General features: G+C 41.8%; 21 protein-coding genes. 19 read left to right on the top strand and 2 right to left on the bottom strand.

The genetic code is table 11. The features are described 5' to 3' along the window. The first annotated feature begins 35 nt into the window (after positions 1-35). The 17 genes from DXA54_RS10230 to DXA54_RS10150 all read left to right on the top strand — a co-directional run bounded on the left by DXA54_RS10230 (position 36) and on the right by DXA54_RS10150 (position 21,945). Positions 36-1,583 carry a DUF4836 family protein gene (locus tag DXA54_RS10230; protein WP_004304609.1) on the top strand — a complete coding sequence of 516 codons (1,548 nt, stop codon included), beginning with the start codon at positions 36-38 and terminating at the stop codon, positions 1,581-1,583. A 20-nt stretch (positions 1,584-1,603) separates the two neighbouring features. Further along, positions 1,604-2,248 carry an ATP-binding cassette domain-containing protein gene (locus DXA54_RS10225; protein ID WP_004301808.1) on the top strand — a complete coding sequence of 215 codons (645 nt, stop codon included), beginning with the start codon at positions 1,604-1,606 and terminating at the stop codon, positions 2,246-2,248. Positions 2,249-2,342: 94 nt separating this feature from the next. Beyond that, on the top strand, positions 2,343-3,548 hold the full coding sequence (locus DXA54_RS10220; RefSeq protein WP_120079393.1) for an ABC transporter permease: 1,206 nt from the start codon (positions 2,343-2,345) through the stop codon (positions 3,546-3,548). Between the two features lie 23 nt (positions 3,549-3,571). Continuing rightward, a complete protein-coding gene (locus tag DXA54_RS10215) occupies positions 3,572-6,223 on the top strand; it encodes a TonB-dependent receptor plug domain-containing protein (RefSeq protein ID WP_008650898.1) in 2,652 nt (883 codons plus the stop codon). A gap of 721 nt (positions 6,224-6,944) precedes the next feature. Then, on the top strand, positions 6,945-7,865 hold the full coding sequence (gene miaA / locus DXA54_RS10210; RefSeq protein ID WP_008650896.1) for a tRNA (adenosine(37)-N6)-dimethylallyltransferase MiaA: 921 nt from the start codon (positions 6,945-6,947) through the stop codon (positions 7,863-7,865). A gap of 58 nt (positions 7,866-7,923) precedes the next feature. Further along, entirely contained in the window at positions 7,924-8,850 is a 927-nt protein-coding gene (locus tag DXA54_RS10205; RefSeq protein WP_004301802.1) for a diacylglycerol/lipid kinase family protein, read from the top strand. Positions 8,851-8,925: 75 nt separating this feature from the next. Next, a complete protein-coding gene (kdsA, locus tag DXA54_RS10200) occupies positions 8,926-9,726 on the top strand; it encodes a 3-deoxy-8-phosphooctulonate synthase (RefSeq protein WP_008650894.1) in 801 nt (266 codons plus the stop codon). An 81-nt stretch (positions 9,727-9,807) separates the two neighbouring features. Beyond that, positions 9,808-12,645 carry a M16 family metallopeptidase gene (locus DXA54_RS10195; protein WP_120079391.1) on the top strand — a complete coding sequence of 946 codons (2,838 nt, stop codon included), beginning with the start codon at positions 9,808-9,810 and terminating at the stop codon, positions 12,643-12,645. Between the two features lie 23 nt (positions 12,646-12,668). After that, the gene (locus DXA54_RS10190) at positions 12,669-14,162 is read left to right on the top strand and encodes a DUF5687 family protein (RefSeq protein WP_165863237.1); all 1,494 of its coding nucleotides are present in this window, start codon (positions 12,669-12,671) and stop codon (positions 14,160-14,162) included. Between the two features lie 38 nt (positions 14,163-14,200). Then, complete coding sequence (locus DXA54_RS10185; protein ID WP_004301798.1) at positions 14,201-14,908, top strand: ABC transporter ATP-binding protein; 708 nt, start codon at positions 14,201-14,203, stop codon at positions 14,906-14,908. Between the two features lie 25 nt (positions 14,909-14,933). Next, positions 14,934-15,557: a C40 family peptidase gene (locus DXA54_RS10180; RefSeq protein WP_004324994.1), complete on the top strand. Its 624-nt coding sequence runs from the start codon at positions 14,934-14,936 to the stop codon at positions 15,555-15,557. A gap of 26 nt (positions 15,558-15,583) precedes the next feature. Next, positions 15,584-16,468 (top strand): TraB/GumN family protein, encoded by an 885-nt coding sequence (locus tag DXA54_RS10175; RefSeq protein ID WP_008650890.1) that lies wholly within the window; start codon positions 15,584-15,586, stop codon positions 16,466-16,468. 38 nt (positions 16,469-16,506) lie between these two features. Continuing rightward, on the top strand, positions 16,507-17,145 hold the full coding sequence (locus tag DXA54_RS10170; protein ID WP_008650889.1) for an HAD-IA family hydrolase: 639 nt from the start codon (positions 16,507-16,509) through the stop codon (positions 17,143-17,145). A gap of 194 nt (positions 17,146-17,339) precedes the next feature. Beyond that, positions 17,340-17,657 carry a 50S ribosomal protein L21 gene (gene rplU / locus DXA54_RS10165; RefSeq protein WP_004316691.1) on the top strand — a complete coding sequence of 106 codons (318 nt, stop codon included), beginning with the start codon at positions 17,340-17,342 and terminating at the stop codon, positions 17,655-17,657. A 21-nt stretch (positions 17,658-17,678) separates the two neighbouring features. Next, positions 17,679-17,942, top strand: a complete 264-nt coding sequence (gene rpmA, locus DXA54_RS10160; protein WP_004301792.1) for a 50S ribosomal protein L27 — start codon at positions 17,679-17,681, stop codon at positions 17,940-17,942. A gap of 269 nt (positions 17,943-18,211) precedes the next feature. Next, entirely contained in the window at positions 18,212-19,486 is a 1,275-nt protein-coding gene (serS, locus tag DXA54_RS10155; protein ID WP_004301791.1) for a serine--tRNA ligase, read from the top strand. 158 nt (positions 19,487-19,644) lie between these two features. Beyond that, a complete protein-coding gene (locus DXA54_RS10150; protein ID WP_120079389.1) occupies positions 19,645-21,945 on the top strand; it encodes a bifunctional dihydroorotate dehydrogenase B NAD binding subunit/NADPH-dependent glutamate synthase in 2,301 nt (766 codons plus the stop codon). 145 nt (positions 21,946-22,090) lie between these two features. Here DXA54_RS10150 and panD read toward each other — a convergent pair whose 3' ends face one another. Continuing rightward, positions 22,091-22,444, bottom strand: a complete 354-nt coding sequence (panD, locus tag DXA54_RS10145; RefSeq protein ID WP_004301789.1) for an aspartate 1-decarboxylase — start codon at positions 22,442-22,444, stop codon at positions 22,091-22,093. Positions 22,445-22,462: 18 nt separating this feature from the next. Further along, positions 22,463-23,308, bottom strand: coding sequence for a pantoate--beta-alanine ligase (gene panC / locus DXA54_RS10140; RefSeq protein ID WP_004309009.1), 846 nt, complete (start codon positions 23,306-23,308; stop codon positions 22,463-22,465). Between the two features lie 142 nt (positions 23,309-23,450). Between panC and DXA54_RS10135 the strand changes: the two genes are divergently transcribed. After that, a complete protein-coding gene (locus DXA54_RS10135; protein ID WP_008650887.1) occupies positions 23,451-24,284 on the top strand; it encodes a glycogen/starch synthase in 834 nt (277 codons plus the stop codon). Positions 24,285-24,305: 21 nt separating this feature from the next. Next, positions 24,306-25,964 (top strand): DUF4270 domain-containing protein, encoded by a 1,659-nt coding sequence (locus tag DXA54_RS10130; RefSeq protein WP_008650886.1) that lies wholly within the window; start codon positions 24,306-24,308, stop codon positions 25,962-25,964. The last annotated feature ends 173 nt before the right edge of the window (positions 25,965-26,137 follow it).

The raw sequence follows: 26,137 nt of genomic DNA, 5'->3' as shown, positions 1-26,137 counted from the left end.
AATCAATGATTATACAACTTTTAAATAACATAAGTATGGCAAAGAAAACGATTTCACGACTCTCGGTACTGGCAGTACTGATTGTTTTTCTGGCAGCATGTTCCAAAACATCGGAATATACAAATGTGATACCGGCTGACGCTTCGGTAGTTGCCTCTATCAACCTTAAATCCCTCGCAAGCAAAGCGGGATTGGATGATAAAGAGAATGAAGCTGCTAAACAAAAAGTACTGGAAGCACTGAAAAGCGGAATGAATGCGGCCACATTCCAACAACTGGAAAAGGTTATGAAGAATCCGGGCGAATCGGGAATCGATGTTGAATCTCCATTCTATGTGTTCTCTTCATCTTCTTTCCCTTATCCTACTGTTGTAGGTAAAGTGAACAATGAAGATAAGTTGCATGCTTCACTCGACGTGATGGCAAAAGAACAGATCTGCCAACCGGTAGGCGAAGCTGACGGTTACAGTTTTACAACGATGAACAGCGGTTTGCTTGTTTTCAATAGTTCTACTATATTGGTAGTCAATGTCAGCGGAACAACTCAAACTGATAAAGCCAAAGAAGCCATTACTAATTTGTTGAAACAGACAGCAAGCAATAGTATCGTGAAATCAGGAGCTTTCCAGAAAATGGAGAAACAGAAAAGTGATATTAACTTCTTTGCTTCCATGACAGCTATTCCTTCAACCTACCGCGATCAGATAACCATGGGATTACCTACTGAAGTGAAAGCGGAAGACATCACTCTGATAGGAGGACTGAACTTTGAAAAAGGAAAGATTGCCCTCAAAACAGAAAACTATACTGAAAACGAAGCAGTGAAAGCTCTCCTAAAAAAACAAATGGAATCTGTTGGAAAAGCGAACAATACTTTCGTTAAATACTTCCCGGCTTCTACCCTGATGTTCTTCAACGTAGGTGTAAAAGGAGGCGAACTGTATAACCTGTTGAGCGAAAACAAGGAATTCCGCAACACAGTATCTATCGCAAAGGCAGACGAAGTAAAAGAGTTGTTCAGCTCGTTCAATGGTGATATTTCTGCAGGATTAATCAACGTTACGATGAGCAGTGCTCCCACTTTCATGATGTACGCTGACGTGAAGAACGGCAATGCTCTTGAAATGATTTACAAGAACAAGGAATCATTGGGATTGAAGAGAGGGGAAGATATCATGCAACTTGGCAAAGACGAATATGTCTACAAGACAAGAGGCATGAATATATTCTTCGGCATCAAGGATAAACAAATGTATGCAACCAATGATGAGTTACTCTACAAAAACGTAGGTAAAGCTGCCGACAAATCAGTCAAAGATGCTCCTTATGCATCGGATATGAAGGGAAAGAGCCTATTTATAGCAATCAATGCCGAAGCAATCCTCGATCTGCCTATCGTTAAAATGGTAGCAGGTTTCGGAGGACAGGAAGCTAAGACATATATTGAACTGGCCAACAAGGTTTCTTACCTATCCATGAGTTCGGAAGGAGAAGTCAGCGAGATCGACCTTTGCCTGAAAGACAAAGATGTAAATGCCCTCAAACAAATTGTAGACTTTGCCAAGCAATTTGCCGGCATGTAATAAATGTATAAACCAACGGTATGAATAGTATTCACTTACAGCAAACACTTCCCCAAGTGTTTGCTGACCGTAATTCGGTGACTTCGGACGTATGGCATCAGGATCTTTTCTTCCGGAAAGGAGAAATGTATCTGATCGAAGCAGCTTCCGGCACCGGCAAATCTTCGTTGTGCAGCTATATCTATGGCTACCGCAACGACTATCAGGGGATTATTAATTTCGATGAAACCAATATCAAAGCATACTCCGTGAAGCAATGGGTCGACCTGCGAAAGCATTCACTAAGTATGCTTTTTCAGGATTTACGCATCTTCACCGAACTTAGCGCTCTTGAAAATGTGCAATTGAAGAATAACCTCACCGGATGCAAAAAGAAAAAAGAAATCTTATCGTTCTTCGAACAACTGGGGATCGCAGATAAAATAAATGTGAAAGCCGGCAAGCTATCTTTCGGACAGCAACAGCGCGTCGCCTTTATCCGGGCGCTCTGCCAGCCGTTCGACTTTTTATTTCTGGATGAACCGATCAGCCACCTGGACGATGATAACAGCCGCATCATGGGTGAACTTATCATTGCCGAAGCAAAGGCACAAGGAGCCGGAGTGATCGCCACTTCCATCGGTAAACATATCGAGTTGCCTTACAGCCATACACTTCAACTGTAGTAAGCTGGTTAATAACAAGTAGCAGGTAATGAACAACCTCTTTTCACAGCATCATTTCAAATCGTAAATCGTAAATTGTAAAATCGTAAATAAAATGCCAACTCTTGTCTGGAAGCTTCTCCGCCAACATATCAGTATCGGTCAATTAGCCGGTTTCTTTTTAGCCAACCTATTCGGCATGATGATTGTATTGCTTAGCGTACAGTTTTATAAAGATGTCATTCCGGTATTCACCGAAGGAGACAGCTTTATGAAAAAGGATTTCATCATAGCTACAAAGAAAATCAGTGCTCTCGGTTCTTTTGCAGGAAAGAGTAATACATTCTCTGCCGAAGAAATTGCGGATCTGAAAAAGCAACCGTTTACCAAAACAATAGGAGCTTTCACTCCTTCTCAATTCAAAGTTTCAGCAGGATTGGGAATGAAGGAAGCCGGTATTCATCTTTCCACAGATATGTTTTTTGAGTCTGTTCCCGATGAGTTTGTCGACATCAAACTCGATAAATGGCATTTCGATGAAAACACACATACCATACCCATTATCATTCCGCGCAACTATCTGAACCTTTATAACTTCGGTTTTGCGCAAAGCCGCAGCCTCCCCAAACTATCGGAAGGGTTAATGAGTCTGATTCAAATGGATATTATGATGCGTGGCAACGGACGGGTGGAACAGTACAAAGGAAACATTGTCGGTTTTTCCAATCGTCTGAATACGATTCTTGTTCCCCAGTCCTTTATGAAATGGGCTAATGAGAATTTCGCACCGAATGCAGAAGCCCAACCGGCACGATTGATTATCGAGGTCAGCAATCCGGCAGATTCCGCCATCGCCAGTTATTTTCAGAAGAAAGGATATGAAACGGAAGATGGTAAGCTGGATGCCGGAAATACAACTTATTTCCTCCGTCTTATCGTAGGTATTGTATTGGGAGTGGGTTTATTTATCAGTATCCTTTCATTCTATATACTGATGTTGAGCATCTTCCTGCTTTTACAAAAGAATACAACCAAGCTGGAAAGTCTATTACTAATCGGATACAGTCCCAACAAGGTAGCATTGCCTTATCAGTTGCTCACGGTAGGATTGAACGTTATTGTGCTTGTATTATCCATCGGATTAGTCTCCTGGTTGCGCAGTTATTACATAGACAGCATCCGCATCCTATTTCCACAGCTGGAAACCGGATCATTATGGGCAGCAATCAGTATGGGTATTCTATTATTTATCGTTGTATCGGTGATTAACATACTGGCAGTAAAAAAGAAAGTGCTTTCGATCTGGATGCACAAATCATAGATGTAGAATCAAACACATAACGTATGAAAAACAAAACTACATTTTCTATCCATAGAGGCTTAATAGCTTTCTTTTTCGGAATACTGTTCTGTTTTGCCCCATTGTCAGGGCAAAACATACAAGATACAATTATTGCGTATTTTAATCTACTGGAAAAAGTCCCACAGGAGAAACTCTACTTACATCTGGACAAGCCCTTTTATGGGGCAGGAGAAAAAATATGGTTCAAGGGATATCTGGTAAACTCTGTTACACATCAAGGTAATACACAAAGCAACTTCATCATTACAGAGCTTGTCAACCGTTCCGACTCTATTGTAGAACGGAAAAAGATCCGCAGAGATTCATTGGGTTTTCATAATGCTTTCACCCTCCCTCCCACTCTCCCTGCAGGTGATTATTATTTGCGGGGATATAGCAACTGGATGCTTAATCAGGAACCGGAATTCTTTTATTCACGCAATCTGAAAATCGGTAATTCGATTGATAATACGATTGTTTCAAATATTGAGTATCAGCAAGAAGACGAATCACATTATACAGCCAAGGTAAGATTTACCAGCAATACCCAAGAGGCTTTCGGAAATACTGCCATCCGCTACCGCTACATTGAAAACGGAAAGATTAAAGATAAAGGTAAAAGAAAGACAGACGAGAATGGGTTGATTTCTATTTCCCTGCCGGATTTGAAGCCTATTGCCACACGCCACATTGAAGTAGAGTTCGATGATCCCCAATATATTTATAAAAAGACTTTCTATCTGCCTTCGTTTACAAAAGACTTTGATGTTAAGTTCTTCCCGGAAGGAGGTGCTCTCCTGACCGTTGCTCATCAGAATATAGCTTTCAAGGCTCAAGGATCGGATGGCTTTTCTACAGAAATAGAAGGATTCCTGTTCGATGCCAACGGAGACACATTGACAGCTTTCCGCTCGGAGCATGACGGCATGGGAGTTTTCACACTGAATCCGACTGTGGGAAACTCTTACTATGTGATTGCCAAATCCGGTGACGGTATCAGTAAACGATTCGACCTCCCAGCTGTAGAAGAAAAAGGAATCACACTTTCCATGACACATTATAAAAAGGAAATCCGTTACGAAATCCAGAAAACAGAAGCTACCGAATGGCCTCAAAAGTTATTCTTGATTGCGCACACTCGTGGAAAGCTGGTCATCCTGCAGCCAGTCAGTATCGACAGGACTTTTGGAAGAATGAACGACAGTTTATTCAACGCAGGCATCACCCATTTCATGCTGATCGACCAACAGGGCAACGCACTTAGCGAACGCCTGGTTTTCATACCCGACCGGAATCCGCATCAATGGCAAATTCTTGCAGATAAGCCGACATACGGAAAAAGAGAAAAGGTATCCCTGCAAATTTCAGCAAAAGACGATAACGGTACTCCGGTAGAAGGTAGTTTTTCCATCAGCATTACCGACAGAAAGAGTATCCGCCCGGATTCGCTTGCTGACAATATCGTATCGAATTTTCTATTGACCTCCGACTTAAAAGGATATGTAGAAAATCCCGGATATTATTTTTTGCAGCAAGACCTCCGGACTCTCCGCACGGTAGACTTCCTGATGATGACGCACGGATGGCGCAGACACCATATCCAGAATGTACTGACTGCACCTTCAATGAACCTCACCAACTATATGGAAAAGGGGCAAACTATCAGCGGACGTATCAAAGGTTTCTTTGGAGGTAACGTTAAGAAAGGACCTATTTGTATTCTGGCTCCCAAACAGAACATCATCGCCACTACCACCACAGACGAAAAAGGAGAGTTTATCGTGAACACATCTTTCAGAGATAGCACGACTTTCCTTGTTCAGGCACGTACCAAAAGAGGATTTGCCGGAGTGGACATCGTGATTGACACTCCTCAATACCCGGCAACTTCGCACAAGTCTCCTTTCCATGATGGAACAGCAACGTTTATGGAAGATTATTTGCTCAACACCCGCGACCAATATTACATGGAAGGTGGAATGAGAGTGTACAATCTGAAAGAAGTGGTAGTCACTGGAAGTCGTAAAAAGGCCAGTTCAGAAAGTATTTACACAGGAGGTATCAACACCTACACGATCGAAGGGGACAGACTGGAAGGATTCGGTGCACAAACAGCTTTTGATGCAGTCACCAGACTTCCGGGCATTAGCGTGACAAATGGAAATGAAATACATATCCGCAACAATCCCGAGCAACCTGTCATTGTTGTTGACGACGTGGTGTATGAAGACGATAACGACATCCTGACCATGATACAAACCAGTGATATGTCGAGCTTGAGCCTTCTTCGCGGTGCCGATGCAGCGATCTTAGGTTCCCGCGGTTCGGCAGGTGCTATCGTTATTACGCTGAAAGACGGCAAAGAGATCCCGGCAAGACCGGCACAGGGCATTATCACATGTACTCCACTGGGGTACAGCGACTCGGTCGAGTTCTATCATCCTACTTATGATACGCCTGAAAAGAAGAATGACCAACGCTCGGATTTACGAAGTACGATCTATTGGAATCCTACCCTTCAACTGGATGCTAATGGAAAAGCAACCATCGAATACTATACTCCGGACAGCACTGCACCGGAAGATATAACCATAGAAGGCGTGGATAAAAACGGAAAGGTATGCCGGATAGTACAAACGATCAACAACAGATAAATGTGGAAAAGATTTTGAATGTCAGGTTTATAGACTTACGCAAGTAAGCACAACTCTATTAAGGCACCTTTATCTTTATTCTATCAAGCAGGTATACATCTGTTAAGCTACCGATATCATTCATTCACCACGGCCGTGGAGAACTAACAAGAGCGGTACTTTAGCTGAACAATAAAGGCACTCTAGCTGAACAATGCCAGTATCTTTAAGCTACTTTACCCGTATCTCCGTGTTATTCTATCAGCATACTAGAGTTATCACACCTGATTTTTCAACACAACCTTAGTGGTAATATAACGTAAAAACATACAGATATACAGAAGTTATCACAAAAATAGCATCATGATAAAAAAGGAGATAAACAACTGTTTATCAAATAGCTATACTATTTAATCAGCAAAAACAAAGCTGACAATAAAAAACAAGACCTTTATTGTCAGCCTATTGTCAGCTCCTATCATCAGCCATATTCCACTAAAAATCAAAAGATTAGCCACTACCCTGACAGATTGACAATAAAAACAACACAAATATTATAGTAGATAATATCAGATGGCGGTATTCTCATACACTTCATTATTATTAGATTGAATACCACCAATTAGAGGTTAAAATGCAAATTAACCTTCCCTATCCCCTTATTAATCTTGATAAAAAAGCGATTGAATACCAAACAGGTTAAAAATATTTCGTAATTTTGCAGATATAAAAGAATGAAGCTATGCCGGACTATGATTTAATCGCCATACTCGGACCTACAGCCTCGGGTAAAACTCCCTTTGCCGCTGCCTTGGCCTATGAACTCAACACAGAAATTATCAGTGCCGATTCCCGTCAGATATATAGAAGAATGGATCTCGGTACAGGAAAAGATTTGGCCGACTATACCGTAAACGGACGTACAATCCCCTATCATCTGATTGACATTGCAGACCCCGGATATAAATACAATGTGTTTGAATATCAACGTGATTTCTTGAATTCTTACGAAAGCATCAAACAAAAAGGCTATCTTCCCGTTTTATGTGGAGGGACAGGTATGTATCTGGAATCCGTGTTGAAAGGATATAAACTGATGCCCGTACCGGAAAATCCGGAATTGCGTAACCGTTTGGCAAATCATTCGCTGGAAGAGTTGACGGAAATGATAAGTCAATACAAGGCTTTGCATAACTCCACCGATGTGGATACCATGAAACGGGCGATACGGGCGATAGAAATTGAAGAGTATTATGCAGCCCATCCGGTTCCCGAAAGGGAATTTCCGGAACTGAACAGTCTCATCATCGGAGTGGACATTGACCGGGAACTGCGCCGTGAAAAGATCACCCGCCGATTGAAACAACGATTGGATGAAGGAATGGTGGACGAGGTAAGACGATTGATCGAACAGGGAATTGCACCGGACGATCTCATCTACTATGGACTGGAATACAAATACCTGACATTATACGTCATAGGCAAACTGACTTATGCAGAAATGTTCAACGGTTTGGAGATAGCCATCCATCAGTTTGCCAAGCGACAAATGACCTGGTTCCGCGGCATGGAAAGAAGAGGATTTACGATCCATTGGATGAATGCAGAGCTGCCGATGGAAGAAAAGATAGCTTTTGTAAAAGAGAAACTGCAAGGGAATTAGTATCTTTGGCAGTTATTATAGTGCGATTTTTAATACACAATAGGATAGATAAACAAATATGAGTGTAGAACCGAAGAAATGGGGAGTGATTTACAACCCAAAAGCTGGTACCCGAAAGGTAAAGAAGCGCTGGAAAGAAATTAAGGAGTACATGGACAGTAAAGGTGTAGACTATGACTATGTACAATCCGAAGGTTTCGGTTCGGTAGAGCGTCTCGCTAAAATCTTGGCCAACAATGGTTATCGCACGATTGTCATTGTGGGAGGTGATGGGGCATTGAACGATGCCATCAATGGCATTATGCTATCCGATGCCGAAGACAAAGAGAACATCGCCCTCGGCATGATTCCGAACGGTATCGGAAATGACTTCGCCAAATATTGGGGACTTAGTACCGAATACAAGCCGGCTGTCGACTGTATCATCAATCATCGGTTGAAGAAAATAGACGTAGGCTACTGCAACTTCTACGACGGAAACGAACACCAGCGCCGCTATTTCCTCAATGCCGTTAATATCGGACTGGGAGCACGAATCGTCAAAATCACCGATCAGACCAAACGTTTCTGGGGGGTGAAGTTTCTTTCATACGTTGCCGCCCTGTTCTCCCTCATCTTCGAACGGAAGCTCTACAGAATGCATCTCCGCATCAATGATGAACATATCCGTGGACGCATCATGACCGTATGTATAGGCAGTGCCTGGGGATGGGGACAAACTCCCAGTGCCGTTCCATACAACGGATGGCTGGATGTATCTGTAATCTACCGCCCGGAATTCCTGCAAATTATTTCCGGACTATGGATGCTGATTCAGGGAAGAATCCTGAATCACAAAGTGGTGAAAAGCTACCGGACGAGAAAAGTAAAGGTACTCCGGGCACAGAATGCAGCGGTGGATTTGGACGGGCGTTTGTTGCCTAAACATTTTCCTTTAGAAGTAGGCGTGCTCCCGGAAAAGACAACGCTTATCATCCCCAACTAATCAGGATCACTCCCCCCAAGGAGAGAGACATATACTCACAACCTAATTGATAATTTGTAATTGGTAAATAATAAAATGATAGAACTTAAGAACAACCCCACCGGCAACTTTTTCCTGTTGGCCGGTCCGTGTGTGATAGAAGGTGAAGAAATGGCAATGCGCATTGCCGAACGAGTAGTAAAGATCACCGAAGCACTGCAAATACCTTATGTATTCAAAGGTTCTTACCGTAAGGCAAACCGCTCACGTCTGGATTCGTTTACCGGCATTGGCGATGAGAAAGCACTCAAAGTATTGAGAAAGGTACATGAGACTTTCGGAGTCCCCACCGTAACCGATATCCATACTGCAGATGAAGCTGCAATGGCAGCCGAATACGTGGACATACTTCAAATCCCAGCTTTTCTTTGTCGCCAGACCGACTTGTTGGTTGCCGCAGCCAAAACCGGAAAAACGATTAACATCAAGAAAGGACAGTTCCTTTCACCGCAGGCAATGCAGTTTGCTGCCGACAAAGTGGTGGAAGCCGGAAACAAGAATGTGATGCTTACCGAACGTGGAACAACTTTCGGCTATCAAGATCTTGTTGTAGACTACCGTGGTATCCCCGAAATGCAGTCATTTGGCTATCCGGTGATTCTGGATGTCACTCACTCCTTGCAGCAACCCAACCAAACCAGTGGGGTAACGGGAGGAATGCCGCAGTTGATAGAGACTGTCGCCAAAGCAGGTATCGCCGTAGGTGCCGACGGAATATTCATCGAAACACATGAAAACCCTGCCGTAGCCAAAAGCGATGGTGCCAATATGTTAAAGTTAGACCTTCTGGAAGGACTGTTAACTAAGCTAGTCAGGATACGGGAAGCTATAAAATAACTCTTTTCCCTGTCTATTTGTGATTTACAACCAAGCACAACGACAAATAACACAGAAATATTTATTTAAACTAAATAGAACATGAAACATTTATTACGTGGATTATTTATTGCAGTCCTTTTTATATGCTGCAATTTCCAGCTCGTACTTGCACAACCCATGCAAGAATTACCTGTGGACAAGAATGTTCGCATCGGTAAACTAGACAACGGGCTTACCTATTACATTCGCCACAACGCCCTTCCCGAAAAACGAGTTGAATTCTACATCGCCCAGAAAGTAGGTTCCATTCTTGAGGAACCGCAACAACGTGGTCTGGCTCACTTTCTGGAGCACATGGCTTTCAACGGAACAAAGCACTTCCCAGGTGATGAAACCGGACTTGGCATCGTGCCCTGGTGTGAAACAAAAGGTATTAAATTCGGCACGAACCTGAATGCATATACCAGTGTCGACCAGACGGTGTACAACATCAGCAACGTACCAACTGAAAATATAAACGTGGTAGACTCTTGTCTGCTGATTCTTCACGACTGGTCGAGCGCTATCAACCTTGCCGACAAGGAAATTGACAAAGAGCGTGGCGTTATCCGCGAAGAATGGAGAAGCCGCAACAGTGGTATGCTTCGCATCATGACTGATGCACAGTCGACTCTGTATCCGGATTCTAAATATTCAGACTGTATGCCTATCGGAAGTATTGATGTTATCAACAACTTCCCTTATCAGGATATCCGCGATTATTATGCGAAATGGTATCGTCCGGACTTACAAGGAATCGTTATTGTAGGTGATATCAATGTAGATGAAATTGAAGCTAAACTGAAAAAGGTATTTGCAGATGTAAAAGCTCCGGTAAACCCGGCCGAACGTATCTACTATCCAGTGGCAGATAATCAGGAACCGCTGATCTATATCGGTACAGACAAGGAAGTGAAGAATCCTTATGTGAACATCTTCTTCAAACAAGACGCTACACCGGATTCTTTGAAAAACACCATTGCTTATTATGCTACTCAATATATGGTCAGCATGGCTATGAATATGCTGAACAACCGTTTGAATGAACTCCGTCAAACCGCTAATCCTCCTTTCACTAGCGCAAGCGCAGAATATGGAAACTATTTTCTTGCCAAGACTAAAGAAGCACTCGCACTTGATGCAAGCAGCAAAATAGACGGTATCGATTTAGCAATGAAAACTGTTTTGGAAGAAGCGGAACGTGCACGCCGCTTCGGATTTACCGCATCAGAATATGAACGCGCACGCGCCAACTATTTGCAAGCCGTAGAATCTGCTTACAACGAACGTGAAAAGACTAAAAGTGGTTCTTACGTCAACGAATACGTTAACAATTTCCTTGAAAAAGAACCGATTCCGGGAATCGAAGTTGAATATACACTGGTAAACAAACTGGCTCCGAATATCCCTGTAGAAGCTGTCAATCAGGTGATGCAACAACTAATCACTGACAACAATCAGGTGGTTTTGCTGGCCGGTCCGGAAAAAGAAGGAGCAAAATACCCTACTAAAGAAGAAATTGCTGCTTTATTGAAACAAATGAAGTCATTCGATCTGAAACCTTATGAAGATAAAGTTTCTAACGAACCGCTAATCTCTGAAGATATTAAAGGTGGCAAGATTGTTTCTGAAAAAGCTGGTAAAATCTATGGTACGACTAAGTTGGTACTTTCCAACGGTGTAACCGTATATGTGAAGCCAACTGATTTCAAGGCTGACCAGATTGTTATGAAAGGTGTAAGCTTTGGTGGTACCAGCGTATTCCCGAACGAAGAAATTATCAATATCTCTCAATTAAACGGAGTAGCTCTAGTAGGTGGAATCGGTAATTTCAGCAAAGTAGATCTGGGTAAAGCTTTGGCTGGCAAACGTGCAAACGTAGGTGCGGGTATCGGCAACACTACGGAAACTGTTTCCGGTAGCTGTGCCCCGAAAGACTTTGAGACAATGATGCAGCTTACTTATCTGACTTTCACTTCTCCGCGTAAGGATAACGAAGCATTCGAATCTTACAAGAACCGTTTGAAAGCCGAACTTCAAAATGCGGACGCTAACCCGATGACTGCTTTCAGTGACACTATTACAAGCGTACTATACGGTCACCATCCACGTGCTATCAGAATGAAAGAAAACATGGTAGACCAGATCGACTATGACCGTATTCTTGAAATGTACGAAGACCGCTACAAAGATGCAAGTGACTTCACTTTCTTTCTGGTAGGAAACGTAGACTTGGCTACAATGAAACCGTTAATCGCTAAATATCTGGGAGGTCTGCCATCTATCAATCGTAAAGAGACTTTCAAAGATAACAAGATGGATATCCGCAAGGGAGAGATCAAAAATGTATTTGCAAAGGCACAGGAAACTCCGATGGCTACCATCATGTTCCTTTATAGCGGCACTTGCAAATATGACTTGCGCAACAATGTCCTGCTTAGCTTCTTAGATCAGGCTCTGGATTTGGTTTACACTGCTGAAATCCGTGAAAAAGAAGGAGGTACATACGGTGTAAGCTGCAACGGAAGTCTTGGTAAATACCCGAAAGAGGAACTTGTTCTTCAGATTGTATTCCAAACTGACCCTGCCAAGAAAGATAAATTGTCTGCTGTTGTTGTAGAACAACTTCACAAAATGGCAAAAGAAGGTCCGTCTGCCGAACACATGCAGAAGATCAAAGAATATATGCTGAAGAAGTATAAAGACGCCCAGAAAGAAAACGGCTACTGGCTTAATAATATGGACGAATACCTCTACACGGGTGTGGATAATACAAAAGACTATGAAAAGTTGGTCAACAGCATCACAGCAAAAGAAGTGCAAGACTTCCTCGCCAAATTGCTGAAACAGAACAACGAAATTCAAGTCATCATGACCGTGCCGGAAGAAAACAAATAAAAATTCTCTAGTATATCTACTGAATGATGATATTCAACGAATTACGCAAACATGGAAGGCTTGCCGCCAAACGGCATCCGATGTATGAAAAGAACAAAGTTGCTAAAATACTCGGTTATGTCATGGGCGCATTCTGGGCCGGTTACCTGATATTCTTCGGTACGACGTTCGCGTTCGGATTTTCTGATATGGTTCCTAACCGGGAACCATATCATGTGATGAACGCAGTGGTTCTGATCTTTATCCTGGCACTGGACTTTCTGTTGCGTGTTCCGTTTCAAAAAACACCGACGCAGGAGGTAAAACCTTACCTCCTGCTGCCGGTTAAACGAATTCGTGTCATCGACTTCTTACTGATCCGCTCGGGACTAAGCCTGTTCAACCTGTTCTGGTTGTTTCTGTTTGTCCCTTTTTCCTTCATCACTATTACCAAGTTTTTCGGTATCCCCGGTGTCATCACCTATCTTATCGGTATCTTGCTATTGATTATTGCCAATAATTACTGGTACTTGCTTTGCCGCACTCTTATCAACGAACGTATTTGGTGGATTCTATTACCTATCGCTTTCTACGGTGGAATAGGCTGCCTTCTTTTTATTCCCGAAGATAGTCCTCTCTTCTATTTCTTCATGGATCTGGGAGACGGATACATACAGGGCAACATTCTCTATTTTCTCGGCACCATACTTGTGATTGCCATTTTATGGTTGATTAACCGCAAGATCATGTCCGGACTTATCTATGCAGAGCTGGCAAAAGTAGAAGATAGTCAGATTAAACATGTCTCCGAATATAAATTCTTCGAACGCTACGGGGAAGTTGGCGAATATATGAGGCTGGAACTGAAAATGCTTTTACGCAACCGCCGCTGCAAAGGTGCATTACGCAATATCGCAATTGTAGTGGTGGCTTTCTCCGTCGCACTTAGCTTTTCCAGTGTCTACGACGGGAATTTCATGACTTCTTTCATCTGTGTATACAACTTTGCCGTATTCGGAATGATTATCCTTTCACAGATTATGTCATTCGAAGGTAATTACATTGATGGCCTGATGTCTCGTAAAGAATCAATTATGAGTCTACTGAAAGCCAAATATTACACATACAGCATTGGCGAAATCATACCTTTCATACTCATGATTCCCGCCATCATCATGAATAAACTCACTTTACTGGGCGCCTTCGCCTGGTTTTTCTATACCATCGGCTTTATTTATTTCTGTTTTTTCCAACTGGCTGTCTACAACAAACAGACGGTCCCCTTAAACGAGAAAGTGACAAGCCGACAAACGAATAGCGCTATACAGATGGTGGTTAATTTCGCTGCTTTCGGTGTGCCTCTCATCTTATACAGTCTATTAAATGCATTTTTAGGTGAAACAATCACTTACATTATTCTGTTAGTTGTCGGTCTCGGATTTACCCTGACTTCTCCTTTATGGATTAAAAATGTATATCATCGTTTCATGAAACGGCGATACGAAAACATGGAAGGCTTCAGAGACAGCCGCCAATAAACGCTCATGAATCATTAACCATATAAACATTGAAGATCATGATTATCATTGACAAACTTAAAAAGAATTTCGGTGAGAAGATTGCCGTAGACATAGAACACTACGAAATCAATCAAGGCGATATGCTCGGATTGGTGGGAAACAACGGTGCCGGTAAAACAACTCTCTTCCGAATCATGCTGGATCTGTTAAAAGCAGACGATGGTAAGGTGATTATTAATGATATTGATGTCAGCCAAAGCGAAGACTGGAAAAGCATTACCGGTGCTTTCATTGACGATGGTTTTCTGATTGATTATCTCACTCCGGAAGAATATTTCTATTTCATCGGAAAGATGTACGGACTAAAGAAAGAAGAAGTGGACGAACGTCTGATTCCTTTCGAACGTTTTATGAGTGGAGAAGTGATCGGGCACAAGAAGCTAATCCGTAACTACTCCGCAGGTAACAAGCAAAAGATCGGAATTATTTCTGCCATGCTTCATTACCCGCAATTACTGATACTGGACGAACCATTCAACTTTCTCGATCCAAGTTCTCAGTCTATCATCAAACATCTGCTCAAGAAATATAATGAGGAGCATCAAGCTACGGTTATCATATCCAGTCACAATCTCAATCATACCGTAGATGTATGTCCGAGGATTGCTTTATTGGAACACGGTGTCATCATCCGGGATATTATCAACGAGGACAACTCCGCAGAGAAAGAACTGGAGGATTATTTTAATGTAGAAGAAGAGTAAACGGTAAATAGGGAATGATAAAATAATGAATGGTAAGTATCCATCCTTACTAAAATTATTGCATAAACTAATTATGATGAGATATATAACAGAAAAGTCTGATACCCATAAGTCTAGTATAAAGAAACCTGATAGAAAGAAAAGATACTTTCTGCAATTCATCCTTTTATTAGGACTGATTGCCAGCCTTAGTTCCTGCCGCACTTCCGCACCCCGGCTGGATTATCAAGCATTGGCGCGAGCTTCTATATTGTTGGGGGTAGATATTAATATGGAGGATAACCATAAGCTCTATCTGGAAGCAGCCGACTGGATAGGGGTTCCCTATCGTGGTGGAGGTGATTCGAAACGAGGAGCCGACTGTTCGGGATTAGTTTATCAAGTGTACCGTAAGGTATACCGCACCCAAGTGCCGCGTAACACGGAAGATCTAAAAAAAGAAAGTAATAAAGTCGCCAAACGGAATCTCCGGGAAGGAGACTTGGTATTCTTCACCAGCAGTCGTTCAAAAAATAAAGTAGCTCATGTAGGCATTTACCTCAAAAACGGTAAGTTTATTCATTCCAGCACCAGTAAAGGAGTGATCGTCAGCAACTTGAACGAGAACTATTATACCAAACACTGGATAAGCGGCGGCAGGATACGTTAATTATCAACTTCTAATGATATAAAATTATGAAATCATTCATCGGAGCAGTTCTATTTATTTGCGTGGCATTCAGCGCCAATGCACAGCTTTTATGGAAAGTGTCCGGCAACGGACTGAACCAACCTTCCTACATCATAGGCACTCACCATCTAGCACCGTTCAGCATCATGGATAGCATTGCCGGACTTAAAAAGGCTATGAATGAAACTCAACAAGTATATGGAGAGATGAAAATGTCGGAAATGCAATCGCCTGCCACCATGGAAAAGATGCAAAAGGCAATGATGATTGAAAGTGATACCACGCTAAACTCTCTCCTTTCTCCGAAAGACTTTGAGACTGCTAATAAATTCTGCAAAGAAAACCTGATGGTAGATTTAAATATGGCTCCGAAGCTAAAACCTGCCTTCTTATTAAATAATGTAGTGGTGATGGCTTACGTAAAACATATAGAGAAATTCAACCCGCAAGAGCAACTCGACACATTCTTTCAAAGTCAAGCCATCCAAAACGGAAAAAAGGTGGACGGACTGGAAACTGCAGAATTCCAATTCAACCTGCTTTTCAATGGCAGTTCACTACAACGGCAAGCACAACTATTAATGTGCACTCTTAACCATATAGAGACTGAAGTAGAAAACCTGAAAAGGCTCACAAACGCCTACATGAACCAAGATCTGAACACCATGCTTAAAATCAGTGAAGAACGTAAAGGCGATCAATGTGACGCACTTCCCGGCGAAGAAAATGTCCTAATTTACAACCGTAATAAAGCATGGGCTGAAAAACTACCGGCAATCATGAAGGCTGCCCCGACTTTTGTTGCAGTAGGCGCCCTGCACCTCCCCGGAGAAAAAGGATTATTAAACTTACTAAAAAGACAAGGATACACAGTAGAAGCTGTGAAATAAGAAAAGTATTTAGTACTTTTGCGGAAAAGTTTTCCCCAATGAACTACAAAACCTATTTATTCGATTTCGACTACACACTAGCCGATTCGTCGCGTGGTATCGTTAAGTGTTTCAGAATTGTACTTACCCGGCATCAGTATTTAACCGTTACTGATGAAGCTATCAAGCGTACAATCGGCAAAACATTGGAAGAATCATTCAGTATCCTTACCGGAATTACCAACCCGGCACAGCTGGAGGCCTTCCGGCAGGAGTACAGACTGGAAGCTGATGTACACATGAATGTAAATACCCGTCTTTTTCCCGACACATTGTCTACACTGAAAGAATTGAAGAAACGGGGTGCCCGCGTCGGAATTATCTCTACCAAGTATCGTTTCCGGATATTGAGTTATCTGGAAGAATATCTGCCTAAGGATTTTCTTGATATAGTAGTGGGAGGAGAAGATGTAAAAGCACCGAAACCTTCGCCGGAAGGAGTTAAATTTGCATTGGAACATCTGGGAAGTAGCCCCGAAGAGACATTGTATATTGGAGATAGCACCGTAGATGCCGAAACAGCGCAGAATGCAGGAGTCGATTTTGCAGGTGTGCTGAACGGAATGACAACGGCAGAGGAACTTCGTGTTTATCCACACAAAATCATTATGCAGAATTTAGGAGAATTAGTCCAATAGGCTACAATGAGAGCTAAAATGCTCATTTATTTGCCGTAATCATTTTATCTCCTATAAAAAATAAAAGAAATATTTGTCGGGAACGAATAAAAATAGTACTTTTGTGCCCGATTATTCCGCAACGGGTTCGATAAAGAGTTCTTTAAGTGATTAAAGACCACCCGCCGGAGCTAACTTATACATTTATATATAAGATGTACGCAATTGTAGAGATTAACGGTCAGCAATTTAAAGCAGAAGCTGGTCAAAAGTTGTTCGTTCACCACATCGAAGGTGCAGAAAACGGTTCAACAGTAGAATTTGAAAAAGTTCTTTTGGTAGACAAAGACGGAAACGTAACAGTAGGTGCTCCTACCGTAGAAGGCGCTAAAGTTGTTTGCCAGGTTGTTTCAAACTTGGTTAAAGGCGACAAAGTTCTTGTTTTCCACAAGAAAAGAAGAAAAGGACACAGAAAACTGAACGGTCACCGTCAACAGTTCACTGAATTAACAATTACAGAAGTAGTAGCTTAATCAATTAAAAAGTAAGAAGAAATGGCACATAAGAAAGGTGTCGGTAGTTCTAAGAACGGCCGCGAATCACAAAGTAAAAGATTAGGCGTTAAGATATTTGGTGGCGAAGCTTGCAAAGCAGGTAACATCATCGTTCGTCAAAGAGGTACTGAATTCCACCCGGGTGAAAACATCGGAATGGGTAAAGACCACACTCTTTTCGCTTTAGTAGATGGTACAGTTAGCTTCAAAGTTGGCAAAGAAGACAGAAGATATGTTTCTGTTGTTCCTGCTACTGAGGCATAATTGCACAACTGAAAATATTTAAGAGAAGGAGATGTAATCCATTGGATTACATCTCCTTTCTTTTTAACAACCAGAGTTTTATATATCACTCTAAAAGAGACATGTATGTATCATTCACTGCATATATGTTTATTATACAGCTCAATACATGTATTATATATATCATAGACACATCATATATATTATATATAACACATATATTTGCTTGATTATTCGTTTTTTCTTTATCTTTGTAGCCTTAAATAAGAAAGTTCATAAAAAGTATAGATATGCTTACCATTAAACAAATTACAGAAAACACAGAGGCGGTACTCCGCGGACTGGAAAAGAAGCATTTCAAAAATGCAAAGGAAACGATCGATCAAGTGATCGCTCTTAACGACAAGAGACGTAGCACACAAAATGAATTAGATAAGAATCTGGCAGAGGTTAACTCGCTTTCACGCACCATCGGTCAACTGATGAAAGAAGGCAAGAAAGAGGAAGCTGAGACTGCACGCGCACGCGTTGCCGAACTAAAAGAAGGTAACAAAGAATTAGACGCCGCTATGACACAGGCTGCAACAGATATGCAGAATGTACTTTACACCATCCCCAACATTCCTTACGACAGCGTACCCGAAGGTGTAGGCGCTGAAGATAACGTAGTGGAAAAAATGGGAGGTATGGAAACTGAACTTCCTAAAGATGCACTCCCCCACTGGGAACTGGCTAAGAAATATGATTTAATAGACTTCGACCTGGGTGTAAAAATCACAGGTGCAGGTTTCCCTGTATATAAAGGTAAAGGCGCACAACTTCAACGCGCTCTTATCAACTTCTTCCTGGACGAAGCACGCAAATCCGGATATACTGAAATCATGCCACCGACAGTAGTTAACGCAGCTTCCGGCTATGGCACAGGACAGCTTCCTGACAAAGAAGGACAAATGTATCATTGCGAAGTAGATGATTTATATCTGATTCCGACAGCAGAAGTGCCTGTAACCAACATCTACCGTGATGTAATTTTGGAAGAAAAACAGTTGCCAATAATGAATTGCGCCTATACACAATGTTTCCGTCGTGAAGCTGGTTCCTATGGTAAAGATGTGCGCGGACTGAATCGTCTGCACGAATTCTCCAAAGTAGAATTGGTTCGCATTGACAAACCGGAACACTCCAAACAATCTCATCAGGAAATGCTAGACCACGTAGAAGGTCTGTTGCAAAAACTGGAACTTCCATATCGTATCCTCCGCCTCTGTGGTGGTGATATGAGTTTCACTGCTGCCCTTTGTTTCGACTTCGAAGTATATTCAGAGGCACAGAAACGCTGGTTGGAAGTAAGTTCCGTATCCAATTTCGATACCTATCAGGCCAATCGTCTGAAATGCCGTTACCGTAATGCAGAAAAGAAAACCGAACTCTGCCACACACTGAACGGTTCAGCATTAGCACTGCCACGTATCGTTGCTGCCCTACTCGAAAACAACCAGACTCCGGAAGGCATTAGAATTCCGAAAGCGTTGGTTCCGTACTGCGGCTTCGACATGATAGACTAAGACTTGATCTGACAGACTAATAAAAGCACCCTTATATAGAGAGCCACTCATCAAAAGAGTGGCTTTTCTTTTATATTTCGCAAATAAGCTGTATCTTTGCCAAAATTTATATCATTCTGATAGCAGTTACGTAATAAAAACAACAAATTAATTAGATAATGAACAAAATCATTAGCAAGGAACGCTTTTCTGAAAAAGTATTCAAATTTGAAATTGAAGCTCCTTTAATTGCTAAATCTCGTAAGGCCGGACACTTCGTCATCGTACGTGTAGGCGAAAAAGGAGAACGTATGCCATTGACTATCGCAGGTTCCGACCTGAAAAAGGGTACCATTACTCTGGTAGTGCAGGAAGTCGGGCTTTCTTCTACCCGTCTCTGCGAGCTGAATGAAGGCGAATCTATCACTGACGTAGTAGGCCCACTCGGACAAGCTACCCATATAGAAAAATTCGGAACAGTAATCTGCGCTGGTGGTGGTGTAGGTGTGGCTCCGATGCTTCCTATCGTACAGGCTTTGAAGGCTGCCGGTAACCGTGTTATCACTGTATTGGCTGGACGCAATAAAGATCTCATCATCTTGGAAAAAGAAATGCGTGAAAGCTCTGACGAAGTAATTATCATGACGGATGACGGTTCTTACGGCCGGAAAGGTCTGGTGACAGAAGGTGTAGAAGAAGTTATCAAACGTGAGAAAGTAGACAAATGTTTCGCTATTGGCCCTGCCATCATGATGAAATTCGTTTGCTTGCTGACTAAAAAATATGAAATTCCGACAGATGTTTCGCTAAACACTATCATGGTGGACGGAACTGGTATGTGCGGCGCTTGCCGTATCACTGTAGGAGGAAAGACTAAATTCGTTTGTGTAGATGGTCCGGAATTCGACGGTCACCAGGTGAATTTCGACGAAATGCTGAAACGTATGGGTGCGTTCAAGAATATCGAACGCGAAGAAATGCATAAGCTGGAATCGGAATGTGAAGCAACCAAAGAAATCGATGAAAAAAGTCGTAATGCTGCTTGGAGGCAGGAGTTACGCAAATCCATGAAGCCAAAAGAACGTACGGCTATTCCTCGTGTAGAGATGAATGAACTCGATGCTGAATACCGTTCACACAGCCGTAAAGAGGAAGTTAATCAAGGATTAACAGCAGAACAGGCTGTTACAGAAGCCAAACGCTGTCTCGACTGTGCTAATCCTGGATGTATGGAAGGCTGTCCGGTAGGTATTGATATTCCCCGCTTCATTAAGAATATCGAACGCGGTGAGTTCCTCGAAGCTGCTAAAACATTGAAAGAAACAAGTGCGCTCCCTGCAGTTTGCGGCCGTGTGTGTCCGCAAGAAAAACAGTGCGAATCAAAATGTATTCATCTGAAAATGAATGAAAAGCCGGTAGCTATCGGTTATTTGGAGCGTTTTGCAGCTGATTACGAACGTGAAAGCGGGCAAATCTCCGTACCTGTCATTGCAGAGAAAAACGGCATCAAAATAGCTGTTATCGGTTCAGGACCTGCAGGATTGGCATTTGCCGGAGATATGGCTAAATATGGATATGATGTAACTGTATTTGAAGCGCTGCATGAAATTGGCGGTGTATTGAAATACGGTATCCCCGAATTCCGTTTACCAAACAAGATTGTAGACGTAGAAATCGACAATCTCGGTAAGATGGGCGTTAATTTCATCAAAGACTGTATTGTAGGAAAGACTATCGGTGTAGAAGACTTGAAAGCGGAAGGTTTCAAAGGAATATTCGTGGCTTCCGGTGCCGGACTGCCAAACTTTATGAATATCCCGGGAGAGAACTCTATCAATATCATGTCTTCAAATGAATACCTCACCCGTGTCAATTTGATGGATGCCGCCAGCGAAGATTCGGACACTCCGGTAGCATTCGGTAAGAATGTGGCAGTAATCGGTGGTGGCAACACAGCTATGGACTCTGTCCGTACGGCAAAACGTCTTGGTGCTGAACGTGCTATTATTATCTATCGTCGCTCGGAAGAAGAAATGCCTGCACGTATCGAAGAAGTAAAACATGCCAAAGAAGAAGGGGTTGAATTCCTCACTCTGCATAATCCTATCGAATATATTGCTGATGAACAAGGTTGCGTAAAACAAGTTATTCTGCAAAAGATGGAATTAGGCGAACCGGATGCTTCCGGACGTCGTAGTCCTGTAGCCATCCCGGGAGCAACAGAAACAATTGACATAGATCTGGCCATTGTCAGCGTTGGGGTATCTCCTAACCCGATTGTTCCAAGCTCTATCAAAGGACTGGAATTAGGACGGAAAGGAACTATCGCAGTAAATGACAACATGGAATCTTCTATCCCGATGATTTACGCAGGTGGCGACATCGTTCGCGGTGGAGCTACTGTAATTCTGGCGATGGGTGATGGCCGTAAAGCTGCCGCTGCTATGAATGAGCAACTGAAAACAAACGCCGGCAACTAACTGCCGCTTATTAACACCCGGGCTAAAACCAACTCACACGTGGGTAGAACATCGATCACCCCCGGCATAAAAAAGTAGAATAAGAAAAGCCCCGTTTACGAACTGTAAACGGGGCTTTTCTCATTTCAAATATCAAAGATACTTTCTACTTTACCACTTTGTTCGTCGCAGGATCAGGGAAAATTACAGCCGGTTTAAACGACTTGGCTTCCTCAAAATCCATCAATGCATAGGACATGATTATCACAATATCATCGGGTTGCACCTTGCGGGCAGCAGCACCATTCAGACAAATTTTGCCCGAACCGCGTTCACCTTTGATAATGTAGGTTTCAAAGCGTTCACCGTTGTTATTATCAGCGATATACACTTTCTCTCCCGGAATCATGTTTGCAGCATCCAACAGGTCTTCATCAATCGTGATACTACCCATGTAGTTCAGATTTGCCTCCGTGACACGTGCACAATGAATTTTCGACTTCAACACTTCAATCATCATAAGGTTTCGTCTTTTTAGTTATTCTTTATATTTAATGTTATCGATCAGCCGGACTTCTCCACAGAACACTGTGATGCATCCTACTGCGTAGGAAGTATCTTCCCAATTACTAATTTTCTGCAATGTGTTTCCGTCTACGATCTCAAAATACTCCATACGCAAACCCGGAGCGGCTTCAATCGCATCTTCAACCATCTTTTGCGTCTCGCTCACTGTATGAGTGGCTGCAAAGTTACGACTTTTAAATAAGGTGCGAGAAATATTTAAAGCATTTTCACGTTCTTCTGCAGATAAACGTTTGTTCCGGCTACTCAATGCCAGTCCGTCTTCCTCACGTACAATTGAACAACCTACAATTTCAAGGTTATATTTCAATTGTCGAACCATCTCACGAATAATTGCTAACTGCTGGAAGTCTTTCTCTCCGAAATATGCACGATCCGGCTGTACAGCATCAAACAGCTTGCTAACAATTTGGCAAACACCGTTAAAATGTCCCGGACGGAAAGCACCTTCCATCACCGTATCCAATGGTGCATAGCTAAATTGACGGGTATCCGGTTCCGGATACATTTCGCTAACTGAAGGAGCAAAAGCGAAATCCGCCCCGCATTCTTCCAACAAACGGCAATCTGCATCCAATGTACGCGGATATTTCTCCAAGTCGTTTTTATCGTTAAACTGTGTGGGATTCACAAAAACACTCACAACAGTTACACCATTCTCACTTACGCTGCGCTTTACCAGAGATGCATGTCCCGCATGTAAAGCACCCATTGTAGGAACCAGTCCCACCTTTTTACCTTGGGCTCTTAGGACAGCCAATTCTGCCTGTAAGTCCTTGATAGTGTGCACTACTTTCATTTTCGTCAATTGGTTTATGTTTTACTCGTTTGCAAAAACTCTGCAAAATAAACTAATATTTGCCACATAAAGAAAGAATATCTTATTTAATGTGTCTTTTTTTTCGTATCTTTGCAGAATATTATAGTGAACTATTGTTATTATGACAAAGGCGAATAAAGTTTTATTTATTACTCAAGAGATTACACCTTACGTTTCAGAATCCGAAATGGCCAATATAGGTAGAAACCTTCCACAGGCGATACAAGAAAAAGGCCGTGAAATCAGAACCTTTATGCCTAAATGGGGAAATATCAATGAGCGCAGAAATCAACTGCACGAAGTGATCCGCCTCTCTGGTATGAACCTGATTATCGACGATACTGACCACCCCTTGATTATAAAAGTTGCTTCTATCCAATCCGCACGCATGCAGGTATATTTCATCGATAACGATGATTATTTCCAGAATCGTATGCAGACAACGGATGAAAATGGTATAGAATATGATGATAACGATAGCCGTGCCGTTTTCTATGCACGCGGTGTATTGGAAACAGTGAAAAAACTTCGCTGGTGTCCTGATGTCATTCACTGTCATGGCTGGATGACAGCTTTAGCTCCTCTTTATATTAAGAAAGCCTATAAAGACGAACCTTCTTTTCGCGACGCTAAAGTGGTATTCTCTGTTTATGAAGATGATTTCAAGAGTACGCTTAGCGACGATTTCGCAACAAAACTGATGCTGAAAGGTATTACTAAGAAAGATTTAGGTGATTTGAAGGAACCGGTAGACTACGCCGCTCTTTGCAAACTCGCTGTTGACTATTCGGACGGAGTAATACAAAACAGCGAAAAGGTAGACGAGTCTATTATTGAATATGCCCGCCAATCTGGCAAATTGGTACTTGACTACCAAAACCCGGAAAACTATGCAGATGCCTGCAACGAGTTCTACGATCAGGTATGGGATGCTACTGCAAACGAAGAAGAATAAAAAAATCAAGATACGACGATCATGAAAGCAAAATACGCCTTAATAGCTTTACTGGCAATCACCTTTTGGGGTTGTGATGACAACACTGCCGGACTGGGATTGGGAATGTTTCCGGGAAGCGACCAAAATATCAATGGACAATTAAAAACATATCCTGTAACAACAAGTTCTGTGGCTGCCGGACGAATTTATGCTAAAACAAATATTGGATATGTAGGTAAATTCACAGATAGTCAATTCGGTACTTATCAGGCGGGATTCTTGTCTACACTGAATTGTCCGGAAGGATTGACTTTTCCTGGATTGTATAACAATACTGCTTTCGGTAATAATAAGAAGATTACCAATACAATGGTAGAAAAAGCTTCTGATGATATCGTATTGATTCATAAGGACCCAAATGATGAAAGTAGCGAAGTCATAGGCAATATCCATACTATCGAACTTTATTTATGGTACAATAGTTATTTTGGAGATTCATTAACGGCCTGTCGTCTAAGTATCTATGAGTTAGACAAAGAATTAGAAAAAGCGGAAAATAAAGATTATTACTATACTGACATTAACCCAGATGAGTTTTATAAAGAGAGTGATATTTTAGGAAGTAAAGCATATACAGCTGTTGACCTCTCTGTTAAAGACTCTATTCGTAACTTAGACACTTATGTTCCAAGTGTACATCTTACTTTTGAGAAGCCTATTGCTGAAAGAGTAGGAGGAAACATATTAAGAGAATTCAGAAAAGCTCAAGATAAAGGTGCTAAATTTGATAATAAAGAATTCTTTGAAGCATTCAAGGGACTATATGTAAGGAGCGATTTTGGAGACGGAACAGTATTATATGTCGATCAGGTTCAAATGAATGTTGTATATAAATGTTATGCTATTGATAGTATAAAAGGAACGCCACATTTAACACACGACGGAAAAGACTCAACCTATTATGCCTATCGTGTCTTTAACTCTACACGTGAAGTCATTCAAGCTAATCGACTCGATAATGATAGCAAAATTGATGAACTAATTGAGAATGATAAGACTTGTACATACCTAAAAACTCCTGCCGGAATTTTCACAGAAGCCGTTCTGCCTATTAGTAAGATCAATGAAGAATTATCAGGAGATACATTAAATGCTGTAAAATTGACATTCTCCAATTATAATCAAGCAAGCAATAATAACAACTTTGGAATGTCTGCACCATCTAACGTAATGCTGATACGGAAAAAAGATAAAGACAGATTCTTTGCAAAAAACCTGCTAAATGATGGAGTTTCTTCTTTCCTAACTTCTCATTCCACCAGTACCAACCAATATACTTTCAACAATATCACTGGTCTTATCAATGCGTGTGTAAACGACAGAAAAACTGCAGATAGAGATATAAGGGAAAAAGGTAAGGTTGAGTATACAGTGTATGATACAGAAACTGGAATTGATGAAGTTAAATCAACTAATGATATCACAGAATGGGAGAAAGCTACAGAATGGGATAAAGTTGTATTAATTCCGGTTCTGGTAACTTACGACTCTTCAAATAACAATAATTATTATGGTACTTCCAGCAATATTATTGGTATCCAACATGATCTGCGACCCGGATATGTAAAATTAAAAGGAGGAGAAGAGGGTGGAGCACTAAACTTGGAAGTTGTTTATACCAGTTTTACAAAACCATAGATAAAGACTAAAACATACAAATTAGTCCTAGATTAAACAGTAATAAATAAAGAGAGGGTCCACTTCACACATTGAATGGCACCCTCTTTATTTATGCATTAAAAATACAACACAATCGAATAAATAAAACAGATGTATCCAAAAAAGCCGCGAGTTTGATTCTATCTCACTCA

This window comes from Bacteroides sp. OF03-11BH (assembly GCF_003604005.1).
In the GTDB taxonomy this organism is placed as follows: Bacteria; Bacteroidota; Bacteroidia; order Bacteroidales; family Bacteroidaceae; genus Bacteroides; species Bacteroides ovatus.
This window is presented reverse-complemented; position numbering and strand designations above follow the sequence as displayed.